The organism is Sphingomonas sp. SKA58 (assembly GCF_000153545.1).
Lineage (GTDB): Bacteria > Pseudomonadota > Alphaproteobacteria > Sphingomonadales > Sphingomonadaceae > Sphingobium > Sphingobium soli.
Window position 1 is genome coordinate 1,701,767 of the sequence record NZ_CH959306.1, and the last position, 18,905, is coordinate 1,720,671.

Sequence of the window (18,905 nt, forward strand, 5' to 3'; positions counted from 1 at the left end):
TTGCCGGCAGGGACCGGGCAATGGCTCCGGGCAGAACGGCCCAAACGAAGATGCCGACGAGCATCCCCGCTGCCACGCACCATATCTGGCGCTCGACCTGCCGATCGGCGGCCTGGCCGCGCTTCACGACACTGTCGATCCACCCGGCTGATCGATCGAGCGCGGCGCGGGCAGTGTCGAGCATGCGTCGGTCCTCGATGCGGACCGCCTGAGCGGCGAGGTTGATCTGCTTCGCCATTTCGGCTGGCGTCAACGAGACCGCCGGGGTCTGTTCGACGGCGGCAAGCCGGGCGCGGACATTGCCCAGACTGCGGTCGATGCCATCGAGCGCCGCAGTGTGGTCGGGAATTCGTTCGCGCGCCGCCGTCAGATTGGCGACGGCGTTGTGCAGGAGGCTGAGCTCGTGCCGCACGGCCTCGAAAGCCTGCGCGGTGGTCACTTCGGTGTCGGTGGTATCGGTCATGAACGGCAGGCTAGACCTTGCCTAATTCAGAATGCCAGACGCTGGAACCTCGCTGGAAGCGGTGAGATTTGTGGGCGTGTCGGCGCGCATGGCATTGAGGCGCCGTGAGATTGTGCCAAGCAGTGAAGGCTCTGCGACTCGGGGCTTGGACTCGCCTAAAGCCCCAGCCCGCGACCCCGGCCAAGATCGAGGCCGTGCTCGAACGCGAGCTGGGCGCCAAGTTTGCGCTGGCTGTCCATCATGGTGATCCCAAGCTGGGCCTTGCGAATGGCGAGGAGGGATTCGAGCTGCGGATCGCGCTCCAGGCTCTTGGCCATGTTTGCCATGGCCGAGCGGGCACTCTTATGGGCGTCCATGTCGCCGGCTGCGTAGTGGCGATCGGCACTGGCGCTGAGCTCATTCCAACGGCTGACGAACCGGTCGGAGCGAAGCTCTGGATTGGTGCGCAGCTCAGTTTCCAGCTGAAGCGCGCGGATCGCGCGATTGGCACTGCCGCGTGCCGCTTCGCTCGCCAGGCTGGGGTCCTTGGCATAGGCCGCCTCGGCGTCGCGAGGTCCATGAGGGCGCAGGTCCTCGAACGCCTTGCGCGCGGACATGAGCTCGGCTAGCTGCTCGGAGCTTTCCCGGCCGCCGTGTGTTCGGGCGTTGTAGATGCTGTCGATCGCCTTGGCATGGCGTTTCAGGGCCTCGGTCCGCTCACGCCGCAGCTGCGCTTCGCGGGTTTCGGCCGTGATCGCGGTCGAGGTGGGTTCGGGTGACGGCGCGACCGGCTGGAGCGGCTCCTTCGGTACCTTGAGCCGCACGCCATCGAAGTTCACCCGTTCGGGTACGACCGAGAAGTTGGGCACCTTGAGCTTGAGCCCGTCGAAGATGCCGCGCCTGGGCTGCAGTGCGGGGATGGGCTCGGGCACGCGGGCATAGTCGGACGCCATATCCTTGCCGCGCTCGCGGCTGAGCGTGCGGACAAGCCGATCGCGGTCGGCAAAGTCATCCTTGCCGTAATGCAGGTCAACCTGGTCCCTATGCCGCGAGAGCGCGACATAGGAGGCATGGCGGTCGAGCCCCGGCGTTGCCAGCACATGGACGCTGTCCACGGTCATGCCCTGCGCCTTGTGGATCGTGGCGGCATAGCCGTGATCCTAATGGGCATAGTCCTTGAGATCGAAGGTGATCGATCGGCCGTCATCGGTGCGAACGCGCATGGCAATGTGGCTGACGTGCTCGACGGCGCCGAGCGTGCCGTTCTTCACCTCCAGGCTGCGCTCGTTCTTGAGGAACATCACACGGTCGCCGGACGCGAAGGAGCGCGGCCCACGTTCCACTTCAAGGCCAACATCCTCGCCGAGCAGACTGGCGGCACGCATGCGGCTGCGCGCGGCTTCGTTGAGTTCGCGCACCTCGTCGTTGGTATGGGTGAGGATGATCCGGCCGGCATCGGGATTGGCCATCCGGTCACGATCCCAGCGATCGATCAGCTCCTCGCGCGCCTGTTCGCGCGTCTCGGCGGCATGGACATGGCCCGCCTCCTCATAGGCCGTCAGCGCTTCGTCCGTGCGACCGGTGGCAAGCTGGCGTGTCGCATCGCGCTGCCAGTCTTCGGACTGACGGCGGATGGTGGTGATCTCGACCGCGCCGTGCCGCTCGGCGATCGAGCGGAACGAGGCCCCGGCCTCGATTGCCTGGAGCTGCTCGGGATCGCCGACCAGCACGACCTTGGCGCCGCGCTTCTCAGCCTCACCGATTGCACGCTCCATCTGGCGCGTGCCGATCATGCCGGCCTCGTCGATGACGAGGATCGATTTGTTCGTCAGCAGCTCGCGGTCCTGGCCCCATTGGTGTTCGAGGCTGGCGATGGTGCGGGATGTAATGCCCGAACCGCTTTCCAGGTTCTCGGCGGCGATGCCCGAGAGGGCCGCGCCCTGCACGGAATAGCCAGCCGACTCCCATGCTTCGCGGGCCACGCCGAGCATCGCGCTCTTGCCGGTGCCGGCATAGCCGATGACGTTGCTGATGCCGCGCGCCTCGGTGACATGCTCGAAGGCGCCGCACTGTTCAGGGGAAAGCACCATGCCGCGTTCCTCGGCATGGGCCAGCGCGCGTTCCAGGTGACGGTCACCGACGCCGTGATGCCGCCGCGCGTCGAGCGTGATAGTCGCGCGCTCCAGCCGCTGTTCGGTCTCCAGCATCGAGCGCGAGGTGAAGCGATCCTCGCCGCGCCCGTCCTGGCCCAGTTTGACCAACTCCGGCGAGGACCGCACCGCCGCCATCACGGCATCGAACTGGTCCTTGCCCTCGCTGTGCCGGTGCACGAACATGGCAAGGTCGCGGCTGGTGAAGGTCGATTGCTGGTGGGTGATCGCATCGAGCGCGATTTCTGGATCGGCGAGCAGCTTCTCGCCGTTGGCCCGGGCAATGGCGTGATGCTCGTCGAGACGCTCGCTGGAGAGCCTCTGTTCTGCCATGCGCGAGGCTGCGGGGCCGATCTTGTGCTGCGGCTCCAGATCGATGCCCTGCGCTTCCAGCGAGCGGTGATCGATCCGGGCGTCGATGTCGAGTTCGGCAAGCCGGGTATTGACGTGCTGCGCCCAGGCTTCGCGCCAGTGGGTGAGGAGTTCGGTCTTGTTCCAGTCGCGGACCTTCTGGCCGAAGCCTTCCTCGGTAACTTCACGCATGCCCAGCATCACGTGCGCATGCGGCTTGGGCTGCCCGTCGGGCCCGACATCCCAGTGCACGTTGAGATCGGCAACCATGCCCCGGTCGACAAACTCCTTTTGGACAAAGTCGCGGGCCAGTTCGATCCCGTCGGCCTGGCTCATCTCGCGGGGAATGGCGAACTCGACTTCGCGGGCGAGCTGCGCGTCCTTGCGCAGTTCCGCCGCCTCGACGTCATTCCAGAGCCGCTCGCGGCCGTGCCATTCGTCAGGCGCGCCAGCGGGCAGCAGCACTTCGCTGTGTACGACGCCCGGCTTGTTGGAAAAGTCGTGGTGCCGGTCGAGCCGATCGTCGCGCAGGCGCGAGGCCGAGCGGTAGGCGGCCGCTGCCACGGCGGACGAACCGGCAGCGCGGGAGATCACTTTGGCCGAGAAGTGGTAGATCGCCATGACGGCAATCCATTTACACTCAAAAGCGCACGTCGGCACGACGTATAAGCGCGCCCTCGAAAGATTTCATCAGTTTCGGGAGCGCGAAATCTCAGGAGATTTCACGATGTTGTGACTAATCGGGAACCTCGATAACTGGTTCGTCCGACCCATACAATTGGAAGGACGGACCGATGCGCAAACCTCGCGATTATGATGCCGAACTCAAGGCACTGACCGGCAAGGCCAGACAACTGAAAGGCCGCAAGCAAAGCCAGCTTGGCGAGCTGGTCGTAGCGACCGGCGCCGACGACCTGACCATCGAGGAACTGGCCGGGGCCTTGCTCGCTGCCACCACAGCCGAACGTCCGACACGGGAGGCGTGGCGCAAGCGGGGCGCCGCGTTCTTTCGCGGGGACCGCGAAGGCGCTGGCAGCCGCTCTGGCCATGAACAAGGCGGCGCTGCGAAGGACGACGGCCGCGCGCAATCGCCTTCAGGCGAAGCAGGCGCGGCGTGACACCCGTGACTGGCAAGTGAAGCGGCGCGAACGCACGCGGCATTTGATCGAACTGGGCGGGCTCGTCGCCAAAGCCGGGTTGGTCGAACTCACCGACGACGATCGCGCCGTGATCCTTGGATTGCTGATCGAGGCGGCAGCAAAACTGCGGGGGCCGGATCGCGAGCAGATGCTGACAATGTGGCATCGGCGAGGGAAGCGCGCGTTTGCCGACACAGGGTCAATCGTGGCCGCCCACTCTGGCACACCGAATTGAATGACCGGCGATCAACGCGTGGGATCAGTGTTTGAAACAGTGCTCGCGATGCCAGGACAGGAAACTGGGATGCGGTCTGTCCGCGATCCTCTCGGGCGGCATCGCAAACCCCGTGCGATTGACCAGCGAGCGAATGCCGTCAGGATCGTTCGCTTGCCGGCTGATCAGGATTTCCAGATCGTCCTTCAAGCTGATGAGCCCGCGATCGAACATCCAATGGACCGTTCCTGACAGGGCGAGGCCGTTGTTGACGATGTCGGGGCCGCCTCGCTCCACGGGGCGAATGTGGGCGGCTTCAACCTCGGCCCGGCCACCGCCATTGATGAGCTTGAGGCCCGTAATCGCACACCGCGCGTCATAGGCGGTGACGACACGGCGGCGGAACAACCGGTCCCGCACCAATCTCGACCCGAGGTAGGCGACCCGGTCCCGCTCGATCTCGTGAAGGAAGGGCGTCCGCTCCTCGCGCAGCGAATTGTCACTCCCGCTATCGACGCGCGGCAAGAAGTCGTCCTCTTCCGCAGTGCCGAGATCGATGATGCGATTGAAATCCGCAATTGAAAGTGGGCGAACGGCGGACTGTGCCCGGCCCGATATTTTGCCAGCCTCGTTGAGCACACCGCGCTCGACCAGACCGAGCGGACCGTTGAAGGGGACAGGGTTGACGAAGTCGAGATATGTGCCCGGCTCGATCAGCGCCTGGTACATGTCCTTCGCCTTGGGATCCGGCACGACCTGGGCGACCTTAGCGACGGCAAAGTAGCCGCGCGTGCCCTGGATTTTGCTCGGCTCGTAGTAAATGATCCAGTCACCGACACAGGCGCTCACGCGCCCGAGATACGGCGCCGAACAAGAAGGCATCGGCATTTACCAGGTCACGCAGAGGAATGGTGAGCGCTGGAGCGCCGCACGGGCCTATCTGCACCCGCATATCGGCCATCGCCGCAACCTGCTGGTGGTGACAGGCGCCCAGGCGACCCGCCTCCTGTTTGAAGGGCGCCGCGCCGTGGGCGTGGTCTGCACGCATGCCGGGCAGGAAAAAATCTACCGCGCCCGCAAGGAAGTGATCCTGAGCGCTGGCGTTTTCCATACGCCACAGCTGCTGATGGTCTCAGGGATCGGACCCGCGCAGCATCTTGGTCAGGTAGGCGTGAAGGTGCTGCACGACCTGCCAGGCGTAGGCCGGAACTTGCAGGACCATCCCGATTTCATCTTTGGCTACGCTGCCAAGAGCCTGGATCTGATGGGCATCTCTTTGGGTGCCTCGGTGCGCATGACGCGCGAGATCATCCGGTACCTGCGCTCGCGTCAAGGCATGCTCACCAGCAACTTTGCCGAAGGTGGCGGGTTCCTGAAGACGGATCCCTCACTGGCCGCACCCGATGTGCAGCTGCACTTCGTCATCAGCCTGGTCGATGATCACGCACGCAAGTTGCACGCGGCACATGGCTATTCCTGCCACGTCTGCGCACTGCGACCCAAGAGCCGGGGGCAGGTCACACTAAAAGGCCCGGACATGCTTCAGGCACCGGACATCGATCCCGCCTTTTTACAGCATGGGGACGATCTGGAGACCCTGGTCAAAGGCTTCAAGCTGACGCGCCGGTTGATGGATGCCCCCGCGCTGGCCAGCTTGCGGCACAAAGACCTCTTCACGGCCGACGTCCACACCGACGAAGACATCCGCGCCGTGTTACGGGCCCGCGTCGATAGCGTCTATCATCCCGTCGGGACGTGCCGGATGGGTGTCGATCCGATGGCTGTCGTCGACCCTCAACTGCGGGTGCATGGTCTGCAAGGCCTACGCGTGGTGGATGCTTCCATCATGCCCACGCTGATCGGCGGCAACACCAATGCCGCCGCCATCGCGATCGCCGAGAAAGCGGTGGATCTGATCCGCACCGTGCACTGAGCTCGCCCCCCATGTCCAACGCCCCATTCAGGAATATTCCGATGCGCCAACGTCCTTGGCATGCCAGCTATGGCAACACGCCGATAGAAATCGATGCCGATGCCTATCCATCGGTCGTCGCCATGATGGAAGCGGCCATGGTCGAGTTCGCCGATCGGCCGGCGTTCAAATGCTTCGGCCAGACGCTGAGCTATGCCGATGTGGATCGGTTGTCGCGCGACTTCGCCGCCTACCTGCAGTCCCGTCTGGGCGTACGCAAGGGTGACCGCATCGCATTGATGACGCCGAATTTCATGGCCTTCCCGATTGCCTTTCTCGGTATCGCCCGCGCCGGCGCGGTGCAGGTCAACGTCAATCCGCTTTATACGCCGCGCGAACTGGAGCATCAGTTGCGCGATGCGGACGCCCGGATACTCGTCGGCTTCAGCGGCGCTTCTGCCACTGTGGCAGAGGTGCTGAGCAGGCCCGATGCGCAGTCGCTGTTGCAGACAGTCATAATGATCGGCCCTGGCGACGGTACTGCAGCGGCGCTGCCCAGCCCGCCGGTCGATGCGCGCCTGCAGGGCACGATTGCCCTCGCGCAGGCGCTGATGGACGGCGAAAGCCTGCCCTTCGCGCCGGTGGCGCTGGGTGGAGAGGATCTGCTGTTTCTGCAATATACCGGCGGCACCACCGGCTTGTCCAAAGGCGCTGCGTTGACGCACCGCAACTTGGTGGCCAACGTGCAACAGTTCAAGTCGATCGTGGCGGACAACCTGCGCCCTGGCGAGGAGGTGATCGTCACCGCTATTCCGCTGTACCACATCTTCGCGCTGATGGTGAACTTCGTCACCTACTTCTCGGTGGGCGCCGAGAACTGGCTGGTGCCCAACCCACGGGACATGGATAGCCTCATTGACGTGCTGAAGGCGTCGCGCTGCACCGTCTTCACCGGTGTCAACATGCTGTTCGCAGGGGTGGCTACGCATCCACGCGCGAAGGAGGTCAACTTCTCGCGCCTGCGCATGGCCGCCGGCGGTGGCTCTGCGATCCTTGAACCGACATCGGCGAAATGGGAGGCATTGACCGGATGCCCCGTTCGCGAGGGCTATGGCATGTCCGAAACCAGCCCCGTGATCAGCTTCAACCTCGCTTCTGCCGGGGGCTATAATGGCACCACCGGCGTGCCGCTGCCCTCCACGGACGTCATGCTGCTCAAAGAGGATGGTACTGAGGCCGCACAAGGTGAGGCCGGTGAAGTCTGCGTCAAGGGTCCACAGGTGATGCGCGGCTATTGGCAGCAACCGCAGGCCAATGCCGAAGCGTTCACGTCCGATGGTTATTTCCGCACAGGCGACGTGGGCCTGTTCACGCCTGACGGCCTGTTGAAGCTGGTCGATCGCAAGAAGGACATGATCATCGTCTCCGGCTTCAACGTCTTCCCGAACGAGATCGAGGGCGTGGCCACCGCGTGCCCCGGCGTACTGGAGTGCGCCTGCGTGGGCGTTCCAGACGAGAGGACCGGTGAGGCCGCGAAGCTGTATGTGGTGCGCGCACCCGGCGCTGACGTGGGCGCCGAGCAGATCGTCGCGCACTGCCGCAGCCAGCTCACCGCCTATAAGGTGCCCAAGCAGGTGGCATTCGTGGATGCCCTGCCCAAGTCCACGGTGGGCAAGATTCTTCGGCGCGAGCTGCGCCAGATCGCCTGACTCCAACACCCGCTAGGAACCCACATGGACGCACGCACCCTTGCATCCGATCAGCTGCAGATGCCGGCCGAATTCCAACAATGTTTCGATCGTCAACGCGCGGCCTATCTCGCCTATCCGGAACCCACGCGAGCCGAGCGCATGGCCGACCTGGACGCGCTATCGCGGTTGCTGAAGGACAACCGCCAGCGCCTCGTGGAGGCGATCAACCTCGACTACGGTAATCGTTCGGAGTTCGAGACCCTCTTCGCCGAATTCTTCGTGGTGCTCGAAACAGTCAAGGACTCCGCCAAGAATCTCAAACGATGGATGAAGCCGCAGCGTCGGCACATCGACGTGATGCTGTATCCCGGCGCTTCGAACCGGGTGATTCCGCAGCCGCTGGGGGTGGTGGGCGTGATCGTGCCGTGGAATTTCCCGCTCAACCTGTCGTTCTGCCCGCTCGCCGCGATCCTGGCGGCGGGCAACCGGGCGATGGTCAAGATGTCGGAGAACTCGCGCCATCTGGCAGCCCTGTTGATCGAAATCAGTCCCCGATATTTCCCCGAGGAGAAACTGCGCTTCTTCGACGACGGCGGCGGCAGCGGGCCGGCATTCTCGTCATTGCCCTTCGATCACCTGCTGTTCACCGGTTCCGGCGCTACCGGCCGCGCAGTGATGGCCAACGCGGCGCGCAACCTGACGCCGGTGACGCTGGAATTGGGCGGCAAGGCGCCTGCGGTGGTCGGTCCGGACTTCTCAGTCAAGACCGCTGCCGAGCGGATCATGTGGGTGAAGATGTTCAACGCCGGGCAGATCTGCACGAACATCGATTATGTGTTCCTGCCCGAGGGGGCCACCGAGGAATTCGTAGCGCACTGCAAGCATCTGTTCGCCGAGCGCTTCCCCGATATCAACGGCAACGACTACACCTCTATCATCGATGAGCGCGCATATGCCCGCCTGACCGCCACGCTTGAGGACGCGCGTGCCAAGGGGGCAAAGCTGGTAAACTTGGCTGAAGGCCAGACGCCCGATGCGGCGTTGCGTAAGTTCGCGCCGCACCTGGTGTTGAACCCGACGCCGCAGATGCAACTGTCGCAGCGCGAGATATTCGGTCCCATCCTGCCTGTCCGCACGTACCGCAGCGCGCAGGAGGTGGCCGACTATATCAATGCACACGACCGGCCGCTGGCGATCTATCCGTTCACGCACGACAAGGCATTGCAGAACTTCTACATCTCACGCGTCATGTCGGGGGGAGTGGGGGTCAACGAGGCCTTGCTGCACGTGGCCCAACATGACCTGCCCTTTGGCGGGGTCGGCCCCAGCGGCATGGGGCACTACCACTCGCGCGAGGGGTTCAACACTTTCTCGAAATTGCGCCCGGTGTTCTACCAGGGACGGCTCTCGGCCATCCAGATGCTCTTCCAGCCGCCTTACGCCGGTAGGGCGATCAAGCTGATGAACCTGCTGATCCGGTTCAAGGGCTGAGCCGCGTCATGTCCCACACCCTCGACCAATTCTTCTATGCATGCGGAGACCAAGATGTTTAACCAAACAGCCGTTCTGGATGGTCCCGGATTGCCGGAGCCGGCCTTTGCGGAACAGGCGCAGGCAGATTGGGCGGTGGCAGGAAGATTGCGGGCCACTTCGGAACTGCAAGCCCTTCACGCAATTCCCCTTTGGCCGCTGCCGACGCTGTGTCTAGTCCTAGGCTGCTTCGCCACCTTCGGCTTGTCGGCCTACGGCATGTTGGAGGGCTGGATGCCCATTCCCCTCGGCATCATCATCAATACGCTGGCCATATATGTTTCCTTCACGCCGTTGCATGACGCAACGCACCGGGCCGTGTCGCGCAACCCATTTGTCAATGACGCGATCGGCACCGTCAGCGGCCAGTTGTTGTTTCCCGGATTTGAAGCGGCCGTCTACCGCGTCCTTCACCTGGCCCATCACAAGTCGACGGGGGAACTCCACGAAGACCCGGACGAGGGCGCAACGGGTTCGCTATCCGGCCTGTTCTTTTTTGCATTGTTTCTCGAGTTTCATTGGGTTTCCTGGTACCTGAAACGCTTCGGCCAGTGGTCGACTGCACAGAATGTGCGCTTCATCCTAGCCCTTTCCCTGATGGCGGGCTGGTATGCCTTTTGGATCGCATCCCCCTGGGCGCTCGAGTGGGCCCTGATCTGGTGGATACCCCAGCGCATCGGAATCCTGCTGACCCTCTATGTTTTCGCACATATCCAGCATCCGCCGGGCGTCGAGCAGCGCGAGCATCCGGTCAAGGCGACCGCGATCATCAAGCCCAACAAGTGGCTCGACCCTTTGATGCTCGGTCAAAACGCCCATCTCATCCATCATCTCTACCCACAAATTCCCTGGTATCGGTTGGTGGCGGGCTGGCGCGCAACAGAGGCGGAGTTGTCGCCGCGCGCTCCACTGATGCGCGACTATTGGGGAGAGTGGAGCCCGGAGGCCTTTCCGAACAGCGAGACGCCATGGCGACTGGCCAGGGTCGTCGCGACCGAAGACATCGCCCAGGACATACGCCTGTTCACGCTTGAATCGGCATCTCCCTCGTCGCTGCCGATCTACGAGGCCGGCGCTCACATCGATGTCCGGCTCGAACCTGGCCTGGTGCGCCAATATTCACTGATCGGTCGGCCGGGCCATGCGGGGCAATGGCAGATTGCTGTCAAGCGAGATGCCGCCGGCCGCGGCGGCTCCATGGCCATGCATTCACGTCTTCAGGAAGGGACGCTCGTCGAGGTCGGCAGCCCCCGCAACCATTTCCCACTGCAGGTATCCAGCGGGCGTCATGTCCTGATCGCCGGCGGCATTGGCGTGACACCCCTCATCTCGATGGCCTATGCGCTCGCGGCGAAAGACTTTGCGCTACATGTCTTTGCGCGTACGCCGGCTCATGTTCCCTTCGACCAGACGCTTCAACGCTTTCCGTTCGCAGCGCGTATCCAGTTGCATTGCGACGACGGCAAAGGCATTGAGGACGGTGAGATCGCCAGCGCGCTCGGTCAATATCAGGCGGACGATCAGGTCTTTTTGTGTGGACCGGCGGGCTTCATGGAACGTGTCAAGGCGGTCGCGGCAACGATGGGCTGGCCGGCGGACGCGATTGCGACCGAGAGCTTCAGCCCGCCCCGCCCTTCGCACCCTGATGTACCTTTCACCATCGAGTTGGCGCGCAGCGGTCGGCAGCTGCGGGTTGAAGTGGGACAGAGCATCGTGGAGGTTCTCGAAAGCGAACGTCTCGCTATCGACACGGTGTGCCGTCAGGGCGTCTGCGGCACCTGCCAGTGCCGGGTCCTCTCCGGCGAAATCGAGCACCGCGATGCAGTCCTAACGACGGCGGAACGCGAAAAAGGAAACAAGATTCTACTCTGCGTATCCCGGGGAACCGGGAGCGGGCCTCTGGTGCTCGACCTGTGACGTGGCACTATTCCACCACAGGCGGGCCATGACGGAACAAGCGTGGCTTCGCCAGTGCCCGGCCAGGGACATCAACCCCTGGCGGCGTGGCCAGCCCTCTACAGGAGCAACCAAAAAGTCGGCTTGAGCGGGTGTTTTCCGATGCCAGAGCCGCTTTGCCGCAAGCATTTCATTCCAACAATCAGCTGGCAATGACCAGTCCAAAGGAGAGAGAATATGTCAAACATCAAAGCCGCCTGCGTCTCTGTCGCGGGGCTTGCCCTTGCATTTGGCAGCACTGTTGCACATGCACAATCTGAAGCGGCTGCCAACACGCTGAAGATCGGCTATGCCGAAATTGGCTTCAACACGAAGTCCGACGACCTGGTCGGACTTCCCGGCACCACGCCACCGGGAATTCAAACCCACTTGCGCAATACGCGCACCCTTGCGCTGGTCTATGAGCGGAAGATCTCGGGGCCATGGTCGGTCGTGGTGCAGGCGGGCGCCCCGCCCCTGATCAAGTTCGATGGTGCTGGCGCGGGGGCGGCGCTCGGCCGGGTGGGGACAGCGAGAGCCTGGTTCCCCGCGGTGCTGGCAACCTATACCGTCACCGACCTGCCGGGCATTCGGCCCTATGTCGGCGCCGGGGTGAACTACACATCTTTCGCCAACAGGCACGTGAGTGCCGGATATACCGGCGCGTTTGGCGGCACCGGCAGTTCCTCCAAGCTGAAGGATTCCTGGGGCCCCGTGGTGAAGCTCGGCGCGGAAATTCCTATCGCGAAGAACTGGATGCTCGACATGGCCTACTCGCGCTACTGGATCGACACCAGGGCCACCCTCACCACGACGACGCCCGGAGTAGGCGACATTGCCCGGACGATCGACGTCAAGGTCGATCCCGGTGTGTTCAGTCTGATGGTCGGCTATCGGTTCTGACGGCGCACTGGTCCACGGGCAAACCGGATTGAACAGAGGTAGCGTGGGAGAGGTTTGCCTATTGGCTGAAATGGTCTCCTGATGAGAAGGTGCGGGTGCTGAGACCACCACCACCTGATCAGGAGACCACCTTATGGCGGATACCACGACAGCGGTGAGCCCGCTGCTCCGTCATATGATCGACGACATGATGTTGCGCAACTTGTCGCCGGCTACCCAGCGTCCCTACCTTCACGCCGTCACGAAGTTCAGTCGTCACTTTGGACGTTCACCGGGTCGGCTTGGGCTCGAGGATGGAAGATGCCACAAGGTCGCGGCCTGACGATCATTCCACGATTGCCCGCCAACCCGTTTGTGAAGGCGCTGCCTCTCCGTACCCTCGCTACGGAAGTCAGACCCGCTCCCACACCGCGGCGATGCCTTGTCCACCGCCGATGCACATCGTCGTCAGCCCGTAACGGCCGCCTGTACGTTGCAGTTCGTAGACCAGTTTCGTCGTGATGATCGCCCCCGTCGCGCCGACCGGGTGACCAAGCGATATCCCGCTGCCATTGGGGTTAACTTTCCCAGGGTCGAAACCCAGTTCGCTCGTGACCGCGCAGGCCTGTGCCGCGAACGCTTCGTTGGCTTCGACGACGTCCAGGTCGGCGACCGTCAGTCCTGCCCGTTGAAGCGCCTGGCGGGTCGCAGGCACCGGACCGATGCCCATATAGGCGGGATCGACGCCAGCATGGCCATAAGAGACAAGGCGCGCGAGCGACTTGAGGCCGTGGGTCCGCACAGCTTCCCCGCTCGCGAGGATCACCGCTGCGGCGGCATCGTTGATGCCCGACGCATTACCAGCGGTAACGGTGCCGTCCTTCTGGAACACGGGCTTGAGCTTGGCGAAATCTTCCGGGCCGGCATTTGTGCGGACATATTCGTCGGTGTCGAACGTCACGGGCTTGCGCTGCGCGATGATATCCACGGGGGCGATCTGTTCGCGGAAATAGCCCTCGGCGATGGCATGGGCTGCCCTACGCTGGCTTTCCAGCGCGAGGTTATCCTGCGCTTCGCGGCTGATGCCGTAGCGCGCCGCGACGTTTTCCGCGGTGACGCCCATATGGATCGCCTGGAACGGATCGGTCAATGCGCCGGTGAGCCCGTCGACAAGAGCCGCCTCCCCCATTTTTTGACCCCAGCGGACGGCTGGTGCGAAATAGGGCGCGCGGCTCATGATCTCTGCACCTGCACCAAGGGCAATTTCACAATCGCCGAGCAGGATCGACTGTGCCGCGGCTATGATGGCCTGCAGCCCTGATCCGCACAGCCGGTTCACCGTATGCGCGGGGCATTCCTGGGGGATGCCCGCGCCGATCGCCGCGATCCGCGCCGCATAGGCGTCACGCGGTTCGGTGTGGATGACGTTACCCAACACGACATTACCGACCAGGGCGGCGTCGATGCCCGCGCGCGCGATCGCCGCTTTCGCCACATGGGCGGCCAGTTCGCCCGGCTTCTGGTCCTTCAATGACCCGCTAAAGCTGCCGATAGCGGTCCGCGCCGCAGAAACCAGATATACGTCCGTCATTGTCTGTCTCCGATCGCCACATCGTGGCGCTTCATGCATTCAGGTCTAAGAATGTGCGGCCTTGCGCCGCCAGTTGTTCGATCAAGGGAGCGGGCTGCCAGGCCCAGCCGTTCCGGCATGCCGCTTAGAATTGCAGCCGATCGGCCAGTGTCGACAGTCTGATCTGGTCGCAATGACAGCCTGCTGGCGCCGGCCATGACGATGGCCTGGCAATCGGGATCAGCCTCGGCTGCCGTCGCAGTTTCACCGATCTGATCGACAAAGCCATTGGCTATCGACAGGGCATCACGGCACCGTTGGACAGGCGCGGCACGCTGGTTGCGCCGTTTCGTTCCACTTGAACCGCCATTTCCAATTCCCCGTTCGTTCAAAAAGCTTCCGCTGGAAGTGCCATGATGCTTTGCCCACCCGCCGCGATGCTCGCTGCCAGCCCGTGGACCTGCGACAAGACCCGCTGTCCGAAAAAGGTGGCGACGGTGAGCTTTGCGGCATGGAGCGGCGAGTTGCCCTTGATCGCGGCGCCGACCATCCGGGACCACATCCACCCCATTGCGACCAACGCGAACAACCGCAGATAGTCGACCGCCGCCGCGCCCGTCGCATCGGCATCGGCGCCACGCAGCGCGACGGTCGACGTCCGCAACAACGCGAGCGCCTGTCGCGTCTGCGCCACGACCGAGTGGTTGACGGCCGCCTCCGCAAGACTGTCGAGATCCGCGTCGATCAACGCGAAAAACTCCTCGACGACGGTGCCGCCCCCCATACCGAGTTTGCGGCCGACCAGATCCATCGCCTGGACGCCGTTGGTGCCTTCGTAAATCTGGGCGATGCGTGCATCGCGCACGAATTGCTCCATCCCCCATTCACGGATGTAGCCGTGACCGCCGAACACCTGCTGCGCCTGGACGGCTCCTTCAAAGCCAAGGTCGGTAAACGCCGCTTTGATCACCGGCGTGAGCAGCGCGACGCGCGCATCCGCTCGGGCGCGCTCCGAAGGGTCGGGATGCGCCTGTGCGCGGTCGAGTTGCAGCGCTGTCCACCCGGCCAAGGCCCGCCCAGCTTCGACAAAGGCGCGCACGCCCAGCAGCATCCGGCGCACATCGGCATGATCGATGATCGCCACGGGGCCGGCCTTGCCATCGGCACTCCGCCCTTGCAGGCGATCTTTCGCATAAGCGGCTGCCTGCTGATAGGCCGCGCCGGCAATGCCGAGACCCTGGATACCGACCATCAGCCGCTCAGTGTTCATCATAGTGAACATCGCCGCCAGCCCCCGATGAGGCTCGCCGACGAGCCAGCCGGTAGCACCGTCATAATTCATCACGCAGGTCGGTTGCGCGTGGATACCCATCTTCTTTTCGAGAGCACCAACCGACAGGGTATTGCGCGCGGTGAAACCACCGCTTTCGTCGGGAAGGAATTTCGGCACCAGGAACAGGCTGATGCCCTTCACCCCGGCTGGCGCGTCCGGCAAGCGCGCCAGCACGAGATGGACGATATTGCCGCCGAAATCATGGTCGCCCGAGGAGATGAAGATCTTGGTGCCGGTGATGGCATAGCCGTCGTCCAGCGGCGCAGCCCTGGTCTTGAGCAAGGCCAGATCGGTGCCCGCCCCGCTTTCGGTCAGCGCCATGACGCCGGTCCATTCGCCACTGATCATGCGGGGCAGATAGGCAGTCTTGAGCTGGTCATCGGCATGGGCTGCGATCGCCTCGCACGCGCCGCGCGTCAAACCGGGGAAAAGGCCGAACGACAGGTTCGCCGCCGACATCATCTCGTCGAGCCAGAGCTGCAGGATGAAAGGAAGCCCCTGCCCGCCATACGCGGGGTCCGCCGACAGCGAGGCCCAGCCCGCCGAGGCAAAGTCGCGATACGCATCCGCGAAACCCGGCGGCGTGCGCACGACGCCATCGACCAGCTGGCTACCCTTTTCGTCCCCTTCCCGGTTTAGCGGATAGAGGCGATCCGAACATAATCGTCCGGCCTCTTCCAGCACCGAGGCCGCCAGATCGGCATCCACCTCGAACCCGAGCTCCGACGTCTGGGCATCGAAGCCGAGAACCTCGTTCAGGAGGAAGCGGTAATCCTCGATTGGCGGCACGTAACTCGGCATGGCGGCACTCCCGGCTATTCCGGGACGCTGCTATACCAAACATCTGTTACAGTCAATTCGCGAGCGCTTAATCAGCCTAATCGGCTGAGAAGGCCCGGTCGTTATTGGTGGCGAAACACGATCGCTATCTGATGGGCGAGCTGCGCCGGCGTGAGGCGGCCCGGTCGAAACCAGGCCGCAGCCGTGTTCAACTGCGACAACAGCAGATTGCGATATACCGACCGGTCGATCGCCGCCGGTAGGTCCAGTGCATCGACCAGCTTCCGAAACTGATCTTCGAACTGGTCGCGCCGTCGGATGAGCGCCGCTCTCACCTCGGCGGGCACTTCCCGAAAGTCGTTCATCATCGGCAATGTCAGGGAATCCGGGTCGAGCTGGATTTCAAGCATGGCCACGCACGCCGCTTCGAGCCTTTGCCATGCATCGTCATGGTCTGCGATCGCCGTCGCGATGCGCTCGGCGGCTGCATCCAGCGCTACGTTGTGCAACTCGACGAACAATGCGTCTTTCGATTTTATGTGATGGTAGAGCGACCCGCCGAGCACACCGGCTTCTTCGCCGATATCGCGCATGGTGGTGCCCCTATATCCCTTACGCGCGAACAATTGGGCGGAAATTTCCAAAATCTGGCGTCGGCGGTCACTGACAGCGCCGGCAGCTTCGGGCGATTGGGCTTGGGGGGACAGCATGGTCTTTCGCATATGCCCAACAGTGTAGCAGGGGCGAACTGATGTCACCAACCTAACTACCGAACCGATAGACCAGAGGGGTTTAACCAGGCTGCGCCATGCGCCGACCAGCGGCCCCTTGCTCAGCGGCAAGGTTCCGATTGTAAGCGAGCGGCATGCGTGGCGATTTCCATCAATGGAAAGCACCGTCGCCGCCCCACCCGCAAATGCCAACGACATGCAGTACGCTTTCCCTCTCTCCCGGCAATCTATGACTGTAGTCGCTCAAAGAACCGTAAGAGCTTCACGGGCATCATACTCACTCCGGGCAGCTTCGACATCCGACGCATAGCGCTCGGTCCAGTCAAAAAGAGCCGAGAACGGTCCGCTGAGCGTCCGGCCGAGAGGCGTCACGCGGTATTCCACAGCGACTGGTGACGTCGATCTGACGACACGTTGCAGGATACCATTCCGCTCAAGTCGCCTTAAAGCCTGCGTCAAAGCCTTCTGCGAGATCCCGGGGATACTGCGCTTGAGCAGATTGAAGCGTAGCGGTTCCTCACAGATTTGCGACAGGATCAAGATAGACCATTTGTCGGCAATTTGATCGAGAAGCAGGCGATTGCCCAAATCCGGGTTCTGAGCGTCCAGCATGCGGTTCCTTCATGTATACCTAGGCGATCTCTAGTGCCTAATTGACGCTAGGTTTCGATGCTATACCAGTTTGCGTGCCAACATACAAAACCGCTCTTTGGCTCCTTGCAGACTGATTGAGATGGCAGAAGTGATAAACAAGGCCCCTGAAACATCACGACGCTATATCAATCGACATGCTCACCTCTACGAACAACCTGCATGGATCAGGTTAGGAAACCATCACATGGTATATGAAGCATTGTTCGAACCTTTTTCACTCAACAAACTGGTTCTCCCCAATCGTTTTGTCATGGCGCCTATGACGCGCCTTTTTGCAGATGACGGCATTATTCCTCCAGAGGCAGGAGCATACTATCGCAAGCGTGCAGAAGGTGGCGTAGGTTTGATCCTGACGGAACTTAGCGTTGTCGATCGTGAGGCTTCCCACGGCGACCCAGCAATGCCCCGGTTGAATTCAGAAGCTTCGTTCGAGGCCTGGCACCGGGTCGTCGATGATGTCCATGCGGCGAATGGTCGAATCGGTCTTCAGATCGGCCATCTCGGAGCCAACCCAAATCCGATAAATGGCTGGTTGCCGGAAGGTCGTATCGACAGCGTCTCTGGATTCGATAATGCCGGGAATCCGCTCGGCGAGCCGATGCGCGACGCCGACATTGCCGACACTATCGCCGCCTTTGCCAATGCCGCGGCGGAAGCACAGCGCATAGGTTTCGACACCGTTGAGATTCACGGGGCGCACGGCCATCTTATCGACCAGTTCGCTTGGGCGTTCACAAATCGTCGCGGTGACGCATGGGGCGGCGTTATGAGCGGACGCGCGCGATTTGGCGCCGAAATTGTTCGTGCCGTACGCGAAGCGACCGGTCCCGATTTTCCGATCATCATGCGACTGTCGCAATGGAAGGTCGGGCATTATGAGACGAAGGTGGCAGCGACACCTGCCGAACTCGAAGCGTGGCTGGCGCCCCTTGTCGATGCCGGTGTCGATGCTCTTCACGGATCACAACGCCGCTATTGGGAACCGGAATTCGAAGGTTCCGATCTCAACTTTGCCGGATGGTTGAAAAAACTGAGCGGCAAGCCGTCGATCACTGTCGGATCGGTAGGCCTGTCCGGCGAATTCATGGCTGCCTATGCCGGCGAGAGCGCAGAGCCGAGATCAATTGACGGACTCTATGAGCGAATGGAGCGCGGCGAGTTCGATCTGATCGCGGTGGGTCGGGCGCTACTTGGCGATCCTGATTGGGTCGAGAAGGTGCAGGCTGGCCGGATGGATGAATTGCGCACCTTTGACCCTGATGCGCTCAAGACATTGGCTTAGCAGTTTCAATGCCATGCCATGAAACGGGCGAACCGGGCTGGCTCCAAATATGGCGTGCTGTGATGCGGGTGTAGGCCGGGACGTACGACGTAACGACGTTGTTGAGCGCTTCCACCCGCCGCTCTTGTGGCATGTACGGAGCGCTTAGCCCGCCGTTGAAGGTCCGGTCCCTGGAGGCATGCCAACGTCCAGTTATAGACCCGAAGCTGCCGTTCAAACCCAATCGGCAAACGACGTGGTTTGGTCGCAAGTTGCCGGTAGCGAACGTGATCCGCGAACGACCGCTTTGCCCGGCGGCCTTCAAGAACC

13 protein-coding genes and 2 pseudogenes are annotated in these 18,905 nt (G+C 62.6%); 8 read left to right on the forward strand and 7 right to left on the reverse strand.

Annotation, left to right across the window (positions count from 1 at the left end):
* Together SKA58_RS20045 and traA are read right to left on the reverse strand one after the other, a co-directional pair.
* Window positions 1-463, reverse strand: a pseudogene (locus SKA58_RS20045) (hypothetical protein); the annotation flags it as partial.
* A gap of 155 nt (window positions 464-618) precedes the next feature.
* Window positions 619-3,564 (reverse strand): annotated as a pseudogene (traA, locus tag SKA58_RS08710) (Ti-type conjugative transfer relaxase TraA).
* A gap of 173 nt (window positions 3,565-3,737) precedes the next feature.
* Between traA and SKA58_RS08715 the strand changes: the two are divergent.
* Window positions 3,738-4,061 carry a conjugal transfer protein TraD gene (locus SKA58_RS08715; protein ID WP_009822037.1) on the forward strand — a complete coding sequence of 108 codons (324 nt, stop codon included), beginning with the start codon at window positions 3,738-3,740 and terminating at the stop codon, window positions 4,059-4,061.
* Window positions 3,991-4,317, forward strand: coding sequence for a conjugal transfer protein TraD (locus SKA58_RS08720; RefSeq protein WP_083784865.1), 327 nt, complete (start codon window positions 3,991-3,993; stop codon window positions 4,315-4,317). The genes SKA58_RS08715 and SKA58_RS08720 overlap by 71 nt, the downstream gene beginning before the upstream one ends.
* Window positions 4,318-4,341: 24 nt before the next feature.
* On the opposite strand, the gene SKA58_RS08725 is transcribed toward SKA58_RS08720, so the two are convergent.
* Complete coding sequence (locus tag SKA58_RS08725) at window positions 4,342-5,145, reverse strand: HNH endonuclease (protein WP_232209388.1); 804 nt, start codon at window positions 5,143-5,145, stop codon at window positions 4,342-4,344.
* On the opposite strand from SKA58_RS08725, the gene SKA58_RS08730 reads away from it, so the two are divergent.
* The 5 genes from SKA58_RS08730 to SKA58_RS08750 all read left to right on the forward strand — a co-directional run bounded on the left by SKA58_RS08730 (window position 5,117) and on the right by SKA58_RS08750 (window position 12,267).
* Complete coding sequence (locus SKA58_RS08730) at window positions 5,117-6,229, forward strand: GMC family oxidoreductase (protein ID WP_009822040.1); 1,113 nt, start codon at window positions 5,117-5,119, stop codon at window positions 6,227-6,229. The two genes, SKA58_RS08725 and SKA58_RS08730, sit on opposite strands and share 29 nt — an antisense overlap.
* 41 nt (window positions 6,230-6,270) lie before the next feature.
* A complete protein-coding gene (locus tag SKA58_RS08735) occupies window positions 6,271-7,917 on the forward strand; it encodes an AMP-binding protein (protein WP_009822041.1) in 1,647 nt (548 codons plus the stop codon).
* 24 nt (window positions 7,918-7,941) lie between these two features.
* The gene (locus SKA58_RS08740) at window positions 7,942-9,390 is read left to right on the forward strand and encodes a coniferyl aldehyde dehydrogenase (protein WP_009822042.1); all 1,449 of its coding nucleotides are present in this window, start codon (window positions 7,942-7,944) and stop codon (window positions 9,388-9,390) included.
* A gap of 36 nt (window positions 9,391-9,426) precedes the next feature.
* Window positions 9,427-11,346, forward strand: coding sequence for a fatty acid desaturase (locus tag SKA58_RS19135; protein ID WP_009822043.1), 1,920 nt, complete (start codon window positions 9,427-9,429; stop codon window positions 11,344-11,346).
* A gap of 216 nt (window positions 11,347-11,562) precedes the next feature.
* A complete protein-coding gene (locus SKA58_RS08750) occupies window positions 11,563-12,267 on the forward strand; it encodes an OmpW/AlkL family protein (protein ID WP_009822044.1) in 705 nt (234 codons plus the stop codon).
* A gap of 391 nt (window positions 12,268-12,658) precedes the next feature.
* Here the strand turns inward: SKA58_RS08750 and bktB are convergent, their stop codons facing one another.
* The 4 genes from bktB to SKA58_RS08770 all read right to left on the reverse strand — a co-directional run bounded on the left by bktB (window position 12,659) and on the right by SKA58_RS08770 (window position 17,272).
* Window positions 12,659-13,837, reverse strand: coding sequence for a beta-ketothiolase BktB (gene bktB, locus SKA58_RS08755; protein ID WP_009822045.1), 1,179 nt, complete (start codon window positions 13,835-13,837; stop codon window positions 12,659-12,661).
* Window positions 13,838-14,204: 367 nt separating this feature from the next.
* Window positions 14,205-15,950, reverse strand: coding sequence for an acyl-CoA dehydrogenase family protein (locus SKA58_RS08760; RefSeq protein WP_009822046.1), 1,746 nt, complete (start codon window positions 15,948-15,950; stop codon window positions 14,205-14,207).
* Between the two features lie 101 nt (window positions 15,951-16,051).
* Window positions 16,052-16,639 carry a TetR/AcrR family transcriptional regulator gene (locus tag SKA58_RS08765; protein ID WP_009822047.1) on the reverse strand — a complete coding sequence of 196 codons (588 nt, stop codon included), beginning with the start codon at window positions 16,637-16,639 and terminating at the stop codon, window positions 16,052-16,054.
* Window positions 16,640-16,903: 264 nt separating this feature from the next.
* The gene (locus SKA58_RS08770; RefSeq protein ID WP_009822048.1) at window positions 16,904-17,272 is read right to left on the reverse strand and encodes a winged helix-turn-helix transcriptional regulator; all 369 of its coding nucleotides are present in this window, start codon (window positions 17,270-17,272) and stop codon (window positions 16,904-16,906) included.
* 226 nt (window positions 17,273-17,498) lie between these two features.
* Here SKA58_RS08770 and SKA58_RS08775 point away from each other — a divergent pair, with 226 nt between their 5' ends.
* A complete protein-coding gene (locus tag SKA58_RS08775; RefSeq protein WP_037542343.1) occupies window positions 17,499-18,596 on the forward strand; it encodes an NADH:flavin oxidoreductase in 1,098 nt (365 codons plus the stop codon).
* Window positions 18,597-18,905 lie beyond the last annotated feature (309 nt).